The 14,194-nt window shown below is 54.0% G+C and carries 16 protein-coding genes and 2 pseudogenes; 2 read left to right on the top strand and 16 right to left on the bottom strand.

Annotated features, from left to right (window positions below; genetic code table 11):
• The 11 genes and pseudogenes from EA14781_RS18740 to EA14781_RS18790 all read right to left on the bottom strand — a co-directional run.
• Window positions 1-1,891: pseudogene (locus EA14781_RS18740) on the bottom strand (TipJ family phage tail tip protein); the annotation flags it as partial.
• A 21-nt stretch (window positions 1,892-1,912) separates the two neighbouring features.
• Window positions 1,913-2,086 (bottom strand): annotated as a pseudogene (locus EA14781_RS25485) (phage tail protein); the annotation flags it as partial.
• A gap of 11 nt (window positions 2,087-2,097) precedes the next feature.
• Window positions 2,098-2,451: a head-tail joining protein gene (locus EA14781_RS18750; protein WP_000752975.1), complete on the bottom strand. Its 354-nt coding sequence runs from the start codon at window positions 2,449-2,451 to the stop codon at window positions 2,098-2,100.
• A gap of 11 nt (window positions 2,452-2,462) precedes the next feature.
• Window positions 2,463-2,861, bottom strand: coding sequence for a DNA-packaging protein FI (locus EA14781_RS18755; protein ID WP_000158928.1), 399 nt, complete (start codon window positions 2,859-2,861; stop codon window positions 2,463-2,465).
• Between the two features lie 41 nt (window positions 2,862-2,902).
• A complete protein-coding gene (locus tag EA14781_RS18760; protein WP_000063265.1) occupies window positions 2,903-3,928 on the bottom strand; it encodes a major capsid protein in 1,026 nt (341 codons plus the stop codon).
• A 56-nt stretch (window positions 3,929-3,984) separates the two neighbouring features.
• On the bottom strand, window positions 3,985-4,317 hold the full coding sequence (locus EA14781_RS18765; protein ID WP_002430190.1) for a head decoration protein: 333 nt from the start codon (window positions 4,315-4,317) through the stop codon (window positions 3,985-3,987).
• A 9-nt stretch (window positions 4,318-4,326) separates the two neighbouring features.
• On the bottom strand, window positions 4,327-5,646 hold the full coding sequence (locus EA14781_RS18770; protein WP_000123333.1) for a S49 family peptidase: 1,320 nt from the start codon (window positions 5,644-5,646) through the stop codon (window positions 4,327-4,329).
• Complete coding sequence (locus tag EA14781_RS18775; protein ID WP_002430191.1) at window positions 5,627-7,228, bottom strand: phage portal protein; 1,602 nt, start codon at window positions 7,226-7,228, stop codon at window positions 5,627-5,629. The genes EA14781_RS18770 and EA14781_RS18775 overlap by 20 nt, the downstream gene beginning before the upstream one ends.
• Window positions 7,225-7,431, bottom strand: a complete 207-nt coding sequence (locus tag EA14781_RS18780; RefSeq protein ID WP_000198149.1) for a phage head-tail joining protein — start codon at window positions 7,429-7,431, stop codon at window positions 7,225-7,227. The genes EA14781_RS18775 and EA14781_RS18780 overlap by 4 nt, the downstream gene beginning before the upstream one ends.
• Complete coding sequence (locus EA14781_RS18785) at window positions 7,428-9,353, bottom strand: phage terminase large subunit family protein (RefSeq protein WP_001027268.1); 1,926 nt, start codon at window positions 9,351-9,353, stop codon at window positions 7,428-7,430. Before EA14781_RS18785 ends, EA14781_RS18780 begins: the two co-directional genes overlap by 4 nt.
• Window positions 9,328-9,873: a DNA-packaging protein gene (locus tag EA14781_RS18790; RefSeq protein ID WP_000453576.1), complete on the bottom strand. Its 546-nt coding sequence runs from the start codon at window positions 9,871-9,873 to the stop codon at window positions 9,328-9,330. Before EA14781_RS18790 ends, EA14781_RS18785 begins: the two co-directional genes overlap by 26 nt.
• A gap of 388 nt (window positions 9,874-10,261) precedes the next feature.
• Between EA14781_RS18790 and EA14781_RS18805 the strand changes: the two genes are divergently transcribed.
• Together EA14781_RS18805 and EA14781_RS18810 are read left to right on the top strand one after the other, a co-directional pair.
• Complete coding sequence (locus EA14781_RS18805) at window positions 10,262-10,495, top strand: YlcI/YnfO family protein (RefSeq protein WP_001663509.1); 234 nt, start codon at window positions 10,262-10,264, stop codon at window positions 10,493-10,495.
• Window positions 10,496-10,551: 56 nt separating this feature from the next.
• The gene (locus EA14781_RS18810) at window positions 10,552-10,962 is read left to right on the top strand and encodes a DUF1398 domain-containing protein (protein ID WP_000079508.1); all 411 of its coding nucleotides are present in this window, start codon (window positions 10,552-10,554) and stop codon (window positions 10,960-10,962) included.
• A gap of 351 nt (window positions 10,963-11,313) precedes the next feature.
• Here the strand turns inward: EA14781_RS18810 and EA14781_RS18820 are convergent, their stop codons facing one another.
• The 5 genes from EA14781_RS18820 to EA14781_RS25005 all read right to left on the bottom strand — a co-directional run.
• A complete protein-coding gene (locus EA14781_RS18820) occupies window positions 11,314-11,466 on the bottom strand; it encodes a hypothetical protein (RefSeq protein ID WP_001139678.1) in 153 nt (50 codons plus the stop codon).
• Window positions 11,454-11,921, bottom strand: a complete 468-nt coding sequence (locus EA14781_RS25325; RefSeq protein ID WP_000092273.1) for a lysis protein — start codon at window positions 11,919-11,921, stop codon at window positions 11,454-11,456. Before EA14781_RS25325 ends, EA14781_RS18820 begins: the two co-directional genes overlap by 13 nt.
• Window positions 11,918-12,415 carry a lysozyme RrrD gene (gene rrrD / locus EA14781_RS18830; RefSeq protein WP_000075132.1) on the bottom strand — a complete coding sequence of 166 codons (498 nt, stop codon included), beginning with the start codon at window positions 12,413-12,415 and terminating at the stop codon, window positions 11,918-11,920. Before rrrD ends, EA14781_RS25325 begins: the two co-directional genes overlap by 4 nt.
• Window positions 12,415-12,621 (bottom strand): class II holin family protein, encoded by a 207-nt coding sequence (locus tag EA14781_RS18835; RefSeq protein ID WP_000411802.1) that lies wholly within the window; start codon window positions 12,619-12,621, stop codon window positions 12,415-12,417. The genes rrrD and EA14781_RS18835 overlap by 1 nt, the downstream gene beginning before the upstream one ends.
• 447 nt (window positions 12,622-13,068) lie before the next feature.
• Window positions 13,069-14,194 (bottom strand): DUF6645 domain-containing protein (locus EA14781_RS25005; RefSeq protein WP_042336039.1); only part of this gene is annotated, 1,126 nt, incomplete at its 5' end.

Below are 14,194 nucleotides of genomic sequence, written 5' to 3' on the forward strand. Positions count from 1 at the left end.
TCCCTGATGGCCACCGTTCCGGTGCACGGGAGTCCCGGGGGAAAGCTTTGCCCACTGTTTTAACGAGATCGCCTTCAATCTGGTTCGCGGACAGTTTTCCCAGAACCCGACAGTTCTCGTTAATCGTGACGTTGTTGAGCGTCCCGGAGTTCGCATTCACACTGCCACTGATATCCGCATTTTTAGCGGTCAGCTTTCCGTCTGATGTCAGGGAAAATGCCGGAGGATTGCCGCCACTGGTAATGGTGGGAGCCGTCAGATATTTCAGGAACACTTCATTCATGAATATCTGATCGCCCTGACCAACAAACATCGGCTTTGTGTTGCCATTCGCAGGATTAATCATCGCAATCCTGTCTGCCGCCAGCAGCACCTGACTCTGCATGCCGTCAGAGGTGTTCTCAATACCGGCACCGATACCCGCAATATAAAGGCGTCCGTCCTGCATCTGCTGCAGCTTCACTGCCCACATGCTGTTCAGGTTATTATTTGTATCAACCTGAACCTTCTGTATCTGCTGGATCGCTGCACTCTGGTCTTCCAGTTTCTTATTGACGGTCTGTGTGATTTCATTGCTGACATCCGTTATGGACGTCCTGATTTCAGTCAGGTCAGGCGCAAGCTGACCGTTATCAATCTGCGTCCACAGCTCCTGAGCCAGATGGGTTTTCCCTATCTCGCCTTTGAAAAAATCCAGATAGCCTGATGCATCATCACTCGGCTGACCGACAGCCTCCACGAATGCCGATTTGCCAACGGTGTTCACACTGCGAACGTAAAAATAATAATCATGGCCCGGCTTAATATTGCTACTGGCAGCTATCCAGTACAGCGCCGTGCCAAGATAGCGGGCTGTGGTTTCAACCTGCCTGATATCCGCTATCCGCTTTTCCGAGAACCAGAACTCAAACTGTACCGTCGGATCATAAACCGCAAGATGCGGCGTGGCAGTTATCTGAAAATAGCCCGGCGTCAGCTCAATCCGCGACGGCGCTGCCGGTGCGGCAATCCGGAACGATACCGACGCCGGATCACCCTGCTGCTCCCAGGCATTTACCGCCCGGACTGTCAGCCTGTAGTTCCCCAGCGCCAGTTGCGTGAAGCGGTATGTGGTTTCCGTCGTCCGGGCCGTGCTGACCAGCCGCTCACTGCCGTCGTCCGCTGTTACGGTCAGACGGAGCAGGAAGCTCACGCCCTTCACCACCTTCGGTGTGTCCCATCGCGCCAGCACCTGATATTCCCCGCTGTCTGCAGTGACTTCGGCGGTCAGGTGCTGCACCGCTGGCGGCGTGACACCGTTCACCGTGCCACTCTGTTCGCCGTCAAAGTGCGCCCCGTTATCCACGATGGCCTCTTTTTCCGGCACATGCTGCACGGCGGTGATGGCATACGTGCCGTCGTCGTTCTCACGGATACTCACGCAGCGGAACAGTCGCTGGCGCAGCGTCGGCAGCTTCAGCCCCCATACGCTGTATTCAGCAACACCGTCAGGAACACGGCTCACTTTTACCTTCACGCCGTCGGTGACGGACTGAACCTCCACGCTGACCGGATTGCCACTTCCGTCAACCAGGCTTATCAGCGTGGTACCGGAGGATGGCAGCGTGATTTCACGGTCGAGCGTCAGCGTCCGGGTCTGGCTGTTCACCGCCAGCACACGACCACCGGTGCTGATACCGGCATAGTCATCATCGCAGATTTCAATGACATCGCCCGGTACATGGCGAAGCCCTTCGGCACCCACGCTGAAGTCCACGGTCTGCGTTTCCAGCAGTTCTGTTTTAATCAGCCACAGCCCAGCGCGGTGCGCCTGCCCCCGGCTGGTACAGCCAAAGGCATCCATCTTCGTGACGTTACGACCGTAACGGAGAATGGCCTGCGGATTTTTAACCGTAGCCCTTTTCAGCCTGGCCCTTTCCTTTACCAGTTTCCGGCGTACCTTTGTCTCACGGGCAACCTGTGACGCAGACTGCGATATCGCGGATGAAGCAACGCGGTTAATGGCCATTGCTGACGCACCGGGCACCGCCGTTTTGCTGATACGGCCGAGGTTTTCAACGGCCTGCTCAAGACCTTTTATGGCCATACATCCCCCTTTCAGCGGCGACGGTTAACGGCAGGCGGTACGCCCCGCCCAAGCCAGAGATGACAGCTTCCGCCATCATCCGGCGAAACACGATCTATCCAGAAGTTTTCCTCACCGATGGTCAGCGTGTCTCCACGCCGCAGTTGCCGCACATCATCAGTCCGGACAAACAGGGACGGGCTGGAGCCTTCAACGCGCACGCCCTGTCCGGCATAGCTGATATTTTCAGGGTCATCAAAAACACCACGTATTACTGCGCCGGACTGCTCACCGGATGTAATGGTGGCTGACGTTCCCATGTACCCGCGTATCGTTTCATCGGCGCGGGCAATGGCAGCATCGAACAGGTTATCGAAATCAGCCACAGCGCCTCCCGTTATTGCATTCTGACCAGGCCGCGCTCTGTCATTTCAGCTGCCACACCGGCAGAGACACGGAACGCCGTTCCCGGCAGCACAAATGCCACAGGTTCATCCCGCGTGGCGTGAAGTGCATCGGTATGCAGCGTCACCAGTGCCACGACCGTGACCAGTTCAGCCGTATCCTGAATCACGGTATCCGGCTGCGCTGATACCACCTCATTTTCATGCCCGGTCAGCACATTTTCCGGGCTGAGAGGGGTATCCTGACCGGCAGTGTCGCCCGTGTCATCAAGCTCTTCTTCCAGCTCTGCCACACGGAGCGCCAGTTCTTCTTTCGTCCCCGTCAGACTGACATCACGGTTCAGTTGTTCACCCAGCGAGCGGAGACGGACAATCAGTTCATCTTTCGTCATGGACTCCTCCACAGAGAGAAAATGGCCCCGAAGGGCCACGATTACGCCAGTTGTACAGACACGAACTCATCAGGGTCAGCCAGCAGCATCAGCGGTGCTGACTGAATCATGGTGAACTCACGCGCCGGATCGCCGGTGGTCACCCAGTTTTTCGGGTAACGGGCAGAGGCGTTAATGCCTTCGCGCTGTGCGTCCGCATCCTGAATACAGCCATAGGTACGCAGACCGCGTGCCTGAGTGTTCCCCAGCACCATCGTGTTGTCCGGCAGGAAGTTCTTTTTGACGCCGTTTTCCACGTACTGTCCGGAATACACGACGATGGCAACATCGCCATACATCCCCTTATAGGACACCGCTTTACCCAGGTCTTTTACCGCTGTCTCCAGCTCGGAATGAGAGCCACGACGGGTATCCAGCTTCTCCCTGACGGCTTTGAAGGAACGGAACAGCGCCCAGCCTTTCGGATCAAACACGATGATATTCACCACACCGCTGGCGTTCAGCGCGTAGGCTTCGATATCGTCGGTCGGGTCATACGTGGACTTGTCACGCTTGCTCCACTCCGTGCCGCCGGACTGCGTGATGTTATTCGCCGCACTGCGGCCCATATCCACCTCAACCGGATCGAAGGCTTCACCGGTCATGGTGTATTTGCCCTTAAGCACGGCAGAAACGGCCTGCATCTCTTCGACCTGAGCAATGGCCAGCTCTTCGTCACGCATGTTCTGCATGATGATGCGACGGCGGCGGTAAGCCGGGTCCGCCAGATTCTGCGGATCTTCATCCGGCAGGCGACGCAGGGTCATCTGCGGATTCACCTCATGCTTGGGTTTGACATATCCCGGCGTAAATTCAGAGGTGGAGCCGCCACGGGAACGGATAACCTCACCGGAAACAATCGGCGAAACGTACAGCGCCATGTTTACCAGTCCCGGAATTTGTGAGAGATAGACTTTCTCCGTGGTGAAGGGATAGCTCTCACGGAAAAAGAGACGCAGAAACAGCGGATCAAACTTAAATTTCTGCTCATTTGCCGCCAGCAGCTGGGCGGTTGTGTACATCGACATAAAAAAAATCCCGTAAAAAAAGCCGCACAGGCGGCCTTTAGTGATGAAGGGTCAGGTTAAACGATGCTGATTGCCGTTCCGGCAAACGCGGTCCGTTTTTTCGTCTCGTCGCTGGCAGCATCCGGCCAGAGCACATCCTCGTAACGGAACGTGCCGGACTTGTAGAACGTCAGCGCGGTGCTGGTCTGGTCAGCAGCAACCGCCAGAATGCCAACGGCAGCACCGTCGGTGGTGCCATCCCACGCAACCAGCTTACGGGTGGAGGTGTCCAGCATCAGCGGGGTCATTGCAGGCGCTTTCGCACTCAATCCGCCGGGCGCGGTTGCGGTATGAGCCGGGTCACTGTTGCCCAGCGGCTGGTAATGGGTAAAGGTTTCTTTGCTCGTCATAAACATCCCTTACACTGGTGTGTTCAGCAAATCGTTAACGGCATCAGATGCCGGGTTACCTGCAGCCAGCGGTGCCGGTGCCCCCTGCATCAGACGATCCAGCGCAGTGTCACTGCGCGCCTGTGCACTCTGTGGTGCTGCGGCCAGAATGCGGCGGGCCGTTTCCACGGTCATACCGGGGGTTTCTGCCAGCACGCGGGCCTGTTCTTCGCGTCCGTGAGCCTCCTCACAGTTGAGGATCCCCATAATGCGGCTGTTTTCTGCCGCAACCGCAGCGGTGATCTGCGCGTTCACGTCCGGCTGCGCCGCGCTGGCGTTTTCGCCCTCCGTCGCTGGCACCACGTCAGTAACGTCAGCCTGCGAAGCAGTGGCTGAAACAGTTGTTGATTGAGTCTCTTTGGTCATTCGCCCTCCTGAGAGACGGGATTTACGTGCATCCAGTGCATCACGCATAACGGTGATCGCATCGGTGCTGTTGACAAGTTCATCAGCCAGTCCGGCATCAATGGCCTCCTGACCGCTGTACACTGCAGCCTCGGTATCCAGCACAGCCTGCACGGACAGGCCGGTATATGCCGACACCTTCTGCGCAAACATCCGGCGGGTTGCATCCATCCGGGACTGCAGTGTCTCCCGGACGTCATCCGGAAGGTGGCTGTAGGGGTTGCCATCCACCTTATGGCTGCCGCTGTAAATCAGCGTGATTTCCACGCCCTGTTTCTCCAGCGCAGCGCCGTAATTACTGTGAGCCATCATGACGCCGATGGAGCCTGTCCGGGCGGTCTGCGTGACCAGACGTCGGGAGGCGGCACTGGCAAGCAGCTGACCTGCACTGCAGTTCATGTCGTTGGCCAGCGCCCATACCGGCTTTATGTCACGCACACGGGCGATGATGTCAGCGCAGTCAAATGCTCCCGCCACCATTCCGCCCGGTGTGTCCATATCGAGCAGAATGCCGTCCACCATCGGGTCGCTGGCAGCCTGTTGCAGACGGGCGATAATGCCGTTGTAACCGGTCATCCCCGAGTACGGCTGCAGCGCCCGCGTCCGGCTGACCAGCGTGCCGGACACCGGCAGCACGGCGATGCCGTTCATGACCTGATAACTGCGGGCCTGTCGTGGTCCGTCATCATCACCGGATAATGCCAGCGTCGCGGGTGCCTCCTGGGCAGTCAGGCTGTCGCCGGACACCGCATCCGTCAGGCGGCTGATCCCAAGCTGGCCTGCAAGCGCACAAAAGAAAACCCGCGCATAGGCGGGTTCAAGCATCAGCGGCTCATTAAAGGCCATGCTGGCAATATGCGGGAGATTACGCAGCTCTGCTGTCACTCTTCTCCTCCTCTGTTGATTGTCGCAGCCCGGATTCAAATGCTGCAGCCGCCCAGGCGGGCGGTTTAAGACCAGCCGCGCGGCGCTCCATCGTTTCACGGACCTGCTGGGCAAAAATTTCCTGATAGTCGTCACCGCGTTTCGCGCACTCTTTCTCGTAGGTGCTCAGTCCGGCTTCTATCAGCATCACCGCTTCCTGAACTTCTTTCAGACCATCGATGGCCATACGACCGGAGCCTATCCAGTCGCAGTTCCCCCAGGCACTGCGGGCTTCCTGAAAGCTGAAGCGCGCTTTTGAAGGTAACGTCACCACGCGGCGAACGATGGCCTCTTCCAGCCAGCACAGAAACATCTGGCTCGCCTGACGGGATGCGACGAATTTTCGCCGCCCCATAAAGTACGCCCACGACTCGTTCGCACTGGCCCGTGCCGTGGAGTAGCTCATCTGGGCGTAATTCCGGGAAAGCTGCTCATACGAGACACCCAGCCCGGCAGCGATATACCGCAGCAGTGACTGCTCAAACACGGAGTAGCCGTTATCCGTATCCTGAGCCGTCTGCAGGTTCAGTGAGTCCCCCGGCATCAGGTGCGGCACTTTTGCGCCTCCCAGACGGACCGGTGCTGCGGCGTAATACGCGGCAATTTCACCAATCCAGCCCGTCAGCCTTTCCCGCTGCTCCTGACTGTTCGCGCCCAGAATAAAATCCATCGCTGACTGCGTATCCAGCTCACTTTCAATGGTGGCGGCATACATCGCCTTCACAATGGCGCTCTGCAGCTGCGTGTTCTGCAGCGTGTCGAGCATCTTCATCTGCTCCATTACGCTGTAAAACACATTTGCACCGCGGGTCTGCCCGTCCTCCACGGGTTCAAAAACGTGAATGAACGAGGCGCGCCCGCCGGGTAACTCACGGGGTATCCATGTCCATTTCTGCGGCATCCAGCCAGGATACCCGTCCTCGCTGACGTAATATCCCAGCGCCGCACCGCTGTCATTAATCTGCACACCGGCACGGCAGTTCCGGCTGTCGCCGGTATTGTTCGGGTTGCTGATACGCTTCGGACTGACCATCCGGAACTGTGTCCGGAACAGTCGCGACGGGCTGGTATCCCAGGTGGCCTGAACGAACAGTTCACCGTTAAAGGCATGCATGGCCACACCTTCCCGAATCATCATGGTGAACGTGCGTTTTCGCTCAACGTCAATGCAGCAACAGTCGTCCTCGGCAAACTCTTTCCATGCCGCTTCAACCTCGCGGGAAAAGGCACGGGCGTCTTCCTCCCCGATGCCCAGATAGCGCCAGCTTGGGCGATGACTGAGCCGGAAAAAAGACCCGACGATATGATCCTGATGCAGCTGGATGGCGTTGGCAGCATAGCCGTTATTGCGTACCAGATCGTCCGCGCGGGCATTGCCACGGGTAAAGTTGGGCAGCAGGGCTGCATCCACACTTTCACTCGGTGGATTCCACGCCCGCAACTGCCCACCAAATCCGCTGCCACCGCCGTGATAACCGGCATATTCACGCAGTGATGTCATGCCGTCCGGCCCCAGAAGGGTGGGAATGGTGGACGTTTTCATACATAAAATCCTGCAGGTCCCCTGCGTCGCTGTGTCATGCCGGTCTGCACTTCCAGCTCCGCAATGTATTTTTTCAGGTCAGACACGGAAGTGGCCGTAAACTCCACTCGCCGTCCGTCTTTCTGTACCGTTGCCACCCGTTTTCCTGTCATCAGGTCATGCAGTGCCGCACGGGCAGCGGCAAGTTCTTCCTGTCGCGTCATTCATCCTCTCCGGATAAGGCACGGGCGTAATCTGCCAGTGTTTTCTTGTTGGTTGCTGCACCATCCTCTTCCTGCAGGCTCGCCAGCAGTGCACTGAGATCCAGCTGCCAGCGGGAAATACTGATGCGCAGCGCCGCCAGCGCATAAACGAAGCAGTCGAGCGCCTCATTGCGTCGCTTTTTGCTGTCCCACAGTATTTTTTTCCTGCCATCCACCCATTTTTCGACCTGCTCTTCAGCAGTCAGCTGCTGCGCTTCGGTCAGATCAAAAATATCCGGGTTATTCGGGAAGTGAACGGCACCGGGAAGCGGTTCATCCCCTTCCGGCGTCAGTGTGAAGCGGTTATAAATCTGCTCTTTCGCGGTATCCGTACCGATTTCGGTAAGGTAAACCCCGTTTTTGTTTCGCTTACGTGGCATGCTGGCCACCGGCTTTCCGTAGACGGATGCCCCTTTAATGGGGATCACCCGGAACAGCCCATGTTTTTTCGAGCGTTCATACACAATGGTCGGGTCAATCCCGCCAGTATCCCAGCAGATACGGGATATCGACATTTCTGCACCATTCCGGCGGGTATAGGTTTTATTGATGGCCTCATCCACACGCAGCAGCGTCTGTTCATCGTCGTGGCGGCCCATAATAATCTGCCGGTCAATCAGCCAGCTTTCCTCACCCGGCCCCCATCCCCATACGCGCATTTCGTAGCGGTCCAGCTGGGAGTCGATACCGGCGGTCAGGTAAGCCACACGGTCAGGAACGGGCGCTGAATAATGCTCTTTCCGCTCTGCCATCACTTCAGCATCCGGACGTTCGCCAATTTTCGCCTCCCACGTCTCACCGAGCGTGGTGTTTACGAAGGTTTTACGTTTTCCCGTATCCCCTTTCGTTTTCATCCAGTCTTTGACAATCTGCACCCAGGTGGTGAACGGGCTGTACGCTGTCCAGATGTGAAAGGTCACACTGTCAGGTGGCTCAATCTCTTCACCGGATGACGAAAACCAGAGAATGCCATCACGGGTCCAGATCCCGGTCTTTTCGCAGATATAACGGGCATCAGTAAAGTCCAGCTCCTGCTGGCGGATGACGCAGGCATTATGCTCGCAGAGATAAAACACGCTGGAGGGGTCATCCGGCGTCCATTTGAGGCCAAACGGCGTCTCTTTGTCGCCAAATTTAAGATACTGCTCCTCCCCGCAATGCGGGCAGGCAACATGAAAACGCATAAAATGCGGGGATTCACTGGCTGCACGCTCAATCTGACAGGTGCCTCTCACTTTGGGCGTGGAGCCACGGATGGACTTTGGCCAGACCGAGCCTTCAATACGTTTGTCGCCAAGGAACGTCGGAGAGCCTTCCTGTTCAATATCCTCATCAAAGGCAGCAAGTTCATCATAACCCGCCACATCCACTGACTTTTCACGGTAGTTTTTTGCCGCTTTACCGCCCAGGCACCAGAAGCCACGACCATTGGAAAAACGCTTCATAGTGAGCGTGTTATCCCGGTGCTTTTTGCCATACCACGGAGCCAGCGCCAGCAGCGACGGAATATCGCGGATGGTCGGCTCAACGTGGGTTTTCATAAAGTTCTCGGCATCACCATCCGTCGGCAACCAGATAAGGGTGTTGCGCTGCTTATGCTCTATAAAGTAGGCATAAACACCCAGCAGCATTTTGGAATAACCGACACGGGCAGACTTCACCACATTCACCTCACGGATGTAGTCGCTGCCCATCGCATTCATGATGGCCCGCTGAAAGGGCAGTGTTTCCCAGCGCCCTTCCTGGTATGCGGATTCTTTCGGGAGATAGTAATTAGCATCCGCCCATTCAACGGCGGTCTGTGGCTCCGGCCTGAACAGTGAGCGAAGCCCGGCGCGGACAAAATGCCGCAGCCTGTTAACCTGACTGTTCGATATATTCACTCAGCAACCCCGGTATCAGTTCATCCAGCGCGGCTGCTTTGTTCATGGCTTTGATGATATCCCGTTTCAGGAAATCAACATGTCGGTTTTCCAGTTCCGGAAAACGCCGCTGCACCGACAGGGGGATCCCGTCGAGAATACTGGCAATTTCACCTGCGATCCGCGACAACACGAAAGTACAGAATGCGGTTTCCACCACTTCAGCGGAGTCTCTGGCATTCTTCAGTTCCTGTGCGTCGGCCTGCGCACGCGTAAGTCGATGGCGTTCGTACTCAATAGTCCCTGGCTGGAGATCTGCCTCGCTGGCCTGCCGCAGTTCTTCAACCTCCCGGCGCAGCTTTTCGTTCTCAATTTCAGCATCCCTTTCGGCATACCATTTTATGACGGCGGCAGAGTCATAAAGCACCTCATTACCCTTGCCACCGCCTCGCAGAACGGGCATTCCCTGTTCCTGCCAGTTCTGAATGGTACGGATACTCGCACCGAAAATGTCAGCCAGCTGCTTTTTGTTGACTTCCATTGTTCATTCCACGGACAAAAACAGAGAAAGGAAACGACAGAGGCCAAAAAGCTCGCTTTCAGCACCTGTCGTTTCCTTTCTTTTCAGGGGGTATTTTAAATAAAAACATTAAGTTACGACGAAGAAGAACGGAAACACCTTAAACCGGAAAATTTTCATAAATAGCGAAAACCCGCGAGGTCGCCGCCCCGTAACCTGTCGGATCGCCGGAAAGGACCCGCAAAATGATAATAATTATCATCTGCATGTCACAACGTGCATCTACGCCATCAAACCACGTCAAATAATCAATTATGACGCAGGTATCATATTAATTGATCTGCATCAACTTAACGTAAAAACAACTTCAGACAATACAAATCAGCGACACTGAATACGGGACAACCTCATGTCAACGAAGAACAGAACCCGCAGAACAACAACCCGCAACATCCGCTTTCCTAACCAAATGATTGAACAAATTAACATCGCTCTTGATCAAAAAGGGTCCGGGAATTTCTCAGCCTGGGTCATTGAAGCCTGCCGCCGGAGACTGTGCTCAGAAAAAAGAGTTTCTCCTGAAGCAAACAAAGAAAAGAGTGACATTACTGAATTGCTCAGAAAACAGATCAGACCAGATTGAAGCAATTTAGATAATCGTGCAGACTACACCCCTCATATCACATGGAAGGTACTACAATGGCTCAGGTTGCCATTTTTAAACAAATATTCGATAAAGTGCGAAATAATTTAAACTATCACTGGTTTTATTCTGAACTAAAACGTCACAATGTCTCACATTACATTTACTATTTAGCCACAGAGAATATTCATCTTGTTCTTGAAAACGATAATACGGTTTTAATAAAAGGACAGGGTAAGGTTGTAAATGTAAGATTTTCAAAAAATAAATGCCTTATAGAAGCCACCTTAAAAGGATTCAAATCAGGAGAGTTATCATTTTACGAATACAGGAAAAATCTTGCTACAGCAGGGGTTTTCAGATGGATTACAAATATCCACGAAAACAAAAGGTATTACTATACCTTTGATAATTCATTACTCTTTACTGAGAACATTCAGAACACTACACAAATATTTCCGCACTAAATCATAACGTCCGGTTTCTTCCGTGCCAGAACCGGACTCGCTGGCATGATGAAATATGTGTACCCGGTAACCCCGGTGTGCATCGTTTTTGATTATTCCCACACACTCGCGCAGAAGGAGTTCCCCGTCGGGCTACGGTCTCTGTTAATACGGGAATACGGCGACGATACAGCGCATGATGTGTCAGGCTTGAATACCTTTATCCTTTAAAAGGGATATCAGTTAAGTTATCCCGTGTAGGGTATAAGCCATTATCAAAGCCACTCTGTAGGAAGTGGCTTTTGTAATGGCAATAAAAAGCCCCGCGAATGCGAGGCTAAATCCTGGTATTTGTAATGACTGGCTCTTATCTCAACGCAGCCCCTTACCGCGCGCAAAATGCTCAATATCAAGCATCAGCAATGAGATGTTTAATCTGGATTCACTCCAGAAGTGAGCACCACCCTGTCTACAGAGCCAGATGTGAAGGATGATGAGTAAAATTATCGCTATCATCGAAGGCATTGCGTCCTGATGTATTCCTGAAGCGTTCTCAGTGCTGTTTGGTCGCGGATAATTCCGTCCCGGATACCGAGAACGTTTCGTCCAGCAACTGGAGAGAGTTCGACGGTGGCATCATTGCCCATGCCGGAGGCGCTGGAGGTTTCGGCTGAGGATGGCACAGGGCATTTTCCTTTGACGAGCACCCGACCACCATTATCAAGCTTGCGCCGAAGAGCATCATTTTCAGCTTTCGCATCAGCTAACTCCTTCGTGTATTTATCATCGAGTGCATCAGCATCACGCTGGCGCTGCTGCATGTCAGTAATGGTGGCGTTCGCCTTCTCCAGTTCACTGGCCTTGTTATCGCGCTGTTCTTTGTAGGCGATTGCATTATCACGGTAATGATTAACAGCCCATGACAGGCAGACGATGATGCAGATAACCAGAGCGGAGATAATCGCGGTTACCCTGCTCATTGTTGCCCCCACAAACAGACCTCACGCTCAATCTCACGACGAGTCATCAGGCCTTTCCATTGCTTACCGCCAGCGTATGTCCAGCGCCGTAGCTGATCACATGCGCCTTTGATATCGCCCTGGTTTATTTTGCGAAGAAGCGTCGATGTTCTGAAATTGCCAGCGCCCACGTTGTAAACGAACGAGTAAAGAGCGCCGCGCGTTGTTTCCGGTATATCGACGTTGATGTACGGGTTAATTTGTCTGGCGACCGTGGCAAGGTCTTTATTCAGGAGGGCTTTGCATTCTGCTTCGGTATACGTTTTACCGGGCATGATGTCTTTTCCGGTGTGTCCGTGACATACAGTCCATACGCCAACGATATCTTTGTATGGTATGTAGCTGACACCTTCCAGACCATCGTTACCACCTGGACCAGTGATGAGCACAGACGCTATGGCAACAGCCCCACCACCAATAGCAGCTGCAACAGCCTTGCGTAATGACGGCGACATTATTCACCTCTCGCAGCCTTACGCTTATCTTCTTTAATCTTGAAATAAAGATTTGTCAGATACGTCAGCAGGCCAAACAGCAGACTTCCCAGCACACCTATTGCCACCCACTGGGACGGAGAGACTTTGTCCAGCAGCTGCAGTAACCAGTATCCCGTCCCCACCGCTGACGTGGTGTATGACACACCTGTTGTGATTTTTTCCATCTGATGTATGTCTCCGTCACCGCCGACAGAAAATGAAAGTAAAGAAAAACAAAAAAGCCGCCAGTGTCACCCACTGACGGCCAACACCGGGAGCCGTGATTATGGCATTCAGGCTCTGCTAAAAATGCCAGATAACATTCCGGCTCCCCCCCTGATTCAGGTTATAAATGACACAATATCTTGACAACATCCGTCACTGTCTGTCAGAAAATGTACCGCCATATAGAAGCAACATGTGAAGTACATCTATCCTTTTGAGCCAGCACCTCTTCACCGAAAGTCAGTGCTGGCTGTTTTTTTCCTTAATAAAGCATCTGTAACTGAAACAATCCGCATATTGATAATATATTGACAGGCATCATTGCTGTCTGTGAAAAATAAGTCTCTACAAACATATAAGGCCTTTTAGCCAGCGTCTTCTTTCAGGTCAGTCGCTGGCTTTTTTTATTATGCTGCCGGTGCATTTATCTCCAGCACCAGACTTTCTATCTCAACGCCATACGCTGCATTTTTTGTAACATCCGTCAGCGTCAGCGCATTCAGTCCCAGTGTCAGACTGTCTTTTATAACCTGGAATGCCGGGCCAGCCACTCCATTCAGTTTCGGAGTAACCGTGGCACTGCCGGCGGTGAACACCAGCTCCAGCGCCTGCCAGTCGTTACTGTAGTTCCCGAATTCCCCCAGCTTCGTGTTTCCTGACTTCCTGTGGTGCATCAGATTCAGTTTGCCGTCGGTGGTCTGCGTAAAGTACGACATCAGGAACGGATCACCAGTCCCCGTCATCGTCACACCATCAGGAACAGGAGCGTCTGTGTACAGATAAAGCCCCAGTCCAAACTGGTTGTTTGTCAGAGCACCAGTCAGACGGAACTTACAGGTCAGCTTCCCTCCCCGGCTCAGCAGTGAGGATGCATTCTTCACCGGATGCGATAGTATCCAGCTTTTACCGCTCTCTTTGACAATTCTCAGTACGCCATCCGATAACTGAACGCTGCCCCCGGTAATATTCCACCCCTGAGAAGCAACATCGCCGGCGGAGGCCAGAAGCGATATCGATTCCAGGGATGAGTCATCCGGCGACGTAGAGCCACCTGCTGATGGTGTGTTCTCCGGTTTTACACCGGCAATAAATGCCTGTGAGCGCCCTGCCTGCGACAGGATAGCCGAGGCCATTCTGTCTGCAATAATCCCACGCCGTGCCCAGGCACTGAAATGGCTCGCACGGTCTGCTGACGTCCAGTTGGCCGATGTCCGGGATGCCGCTCCGTAATAACCGGCAGCCACGATATCCGGATCTTCCGTCGGCTCATTCGTGGGCGTGTTTTCACCACTGCTATCTGTCATAAAAGGAACAAAGAAAATATTCTGTGCTTCCTTTCCTTTATAAGCGCCATACACCGCCTCATATTGTGTGGCGTACTTCTGTTTCCAGATGTATGTGGTGTCGCCACAAATCCACGGCACTTTTTGAGCGCTTCCACCATGACACTGCGCCGCCATACCGGCAAGGTCGCTACGGAACTGCTGCACCATCGACTGGAATGCTGCAGGCGGTGATGCAGCCAACTTACTG

The organism is Escherichia albertii NBRC 107761 = DSM 17582, assembly GCF_000759775.1.
Classification (GTDB): domain Bacteria; phylum Pseudomonadota; class Gammaproteobacteria; order Enterobacterales; family Enterobacteriaceae; genus Escherichia; species Escherichia albertii.

What these genes read in the sequence shown, in the direction of transcription:
- EA14781_RS18755 (WP_000158928.1), bottom strand. Translation starts at nt 2,861, where the DNA reads ATGACGAAAGATGAACTGATTGTCCGTCTCCGCTCGCTGGGTGAACAA.
- EA14781_RS18760 (WP_000063265.1), bottom strand. Translation starts at nt 3,928, where the DNA reads ATGTCGATGTACACAACCGCCCAGCTGCTGGCGGCAAATGAGCAGAAA.
- EA14781_RS18765 (WP_002430190.1), bottom strand. Translation starts at nt 4,317, where the DNA reads ATGACGAGCAAAGAAACCTTTACCCATTACCAGCCGCTGGGCAACAGT.
- EA14781_RS18775 (WP_002430191.1), bottom strand. Translation starts at nt 7,228, where the DNA reads ATGAAAACGTCCACCATTCCCACCCTTCTGGGGCCGGACGGCATGACA.
- EA14781_RS18780 (WP_000198149.1), bottom strand. Translation starts at nt 7,431, where the DNA reads ATGACGCGACAGGAAGAACTTGCCGCTGCCCGTGCGGCACTGCATGAC.
- EA14781_RS18790 (WP_000453576.1), bottom strand. Translation starts at nt 9,873, where the DNA reads ATGGAAGTCAACAAAAAGCAGCTGGCTGACATTTTCGGTGCGAGTATC.
- EA14781_RS18805 (WP_001663509.1), top strand. Translation starts at nt 10,262, where the DNA reads ATGTCAACGAAGAACAGAACCCGCAGAACAACAACCCGCAACATCCGC.
- EA14781_RS18810 (WP_000079508.1), top strand. Translation starts at nt 10,552, where the DNA reads ATGGCTCAGGTTGCCATTTTTAAACAAATATTCGATAAAGTGCGAAAT.
- EA14781_RS18820 (WP_001139678.1), bottom strand. Translation starts at nt 11,466, where the DNA reads ATGCCTTCGATGATAGCGATAATTTTACTCATCATCCTTCACATCTGG.
- EA14781_RS25325 (WP_000092273.1), bottom strand. Translation starts at nt 11,921, where the DNA reads ATGAGCAGGGTAACCGCGATTATCTCCGCTCTGGTTATCTGCATCATC.
- rrrD (WP_000075132.1), bottom strand. Translation starts at nt 12,415, where the DNA reads ATGTCGCCGTCATTACGCAAGGCTGTTGCAGCTGCTATTGGTGGTGGG.
- EA14781_RS18835 (WP_000411802.1), bottom strand. Translation starts at nt 12,621, where the DNA reads ATGGAAAAAATCACAACAGGTGTGTCATACACCACGTCAGCGGTGGGG.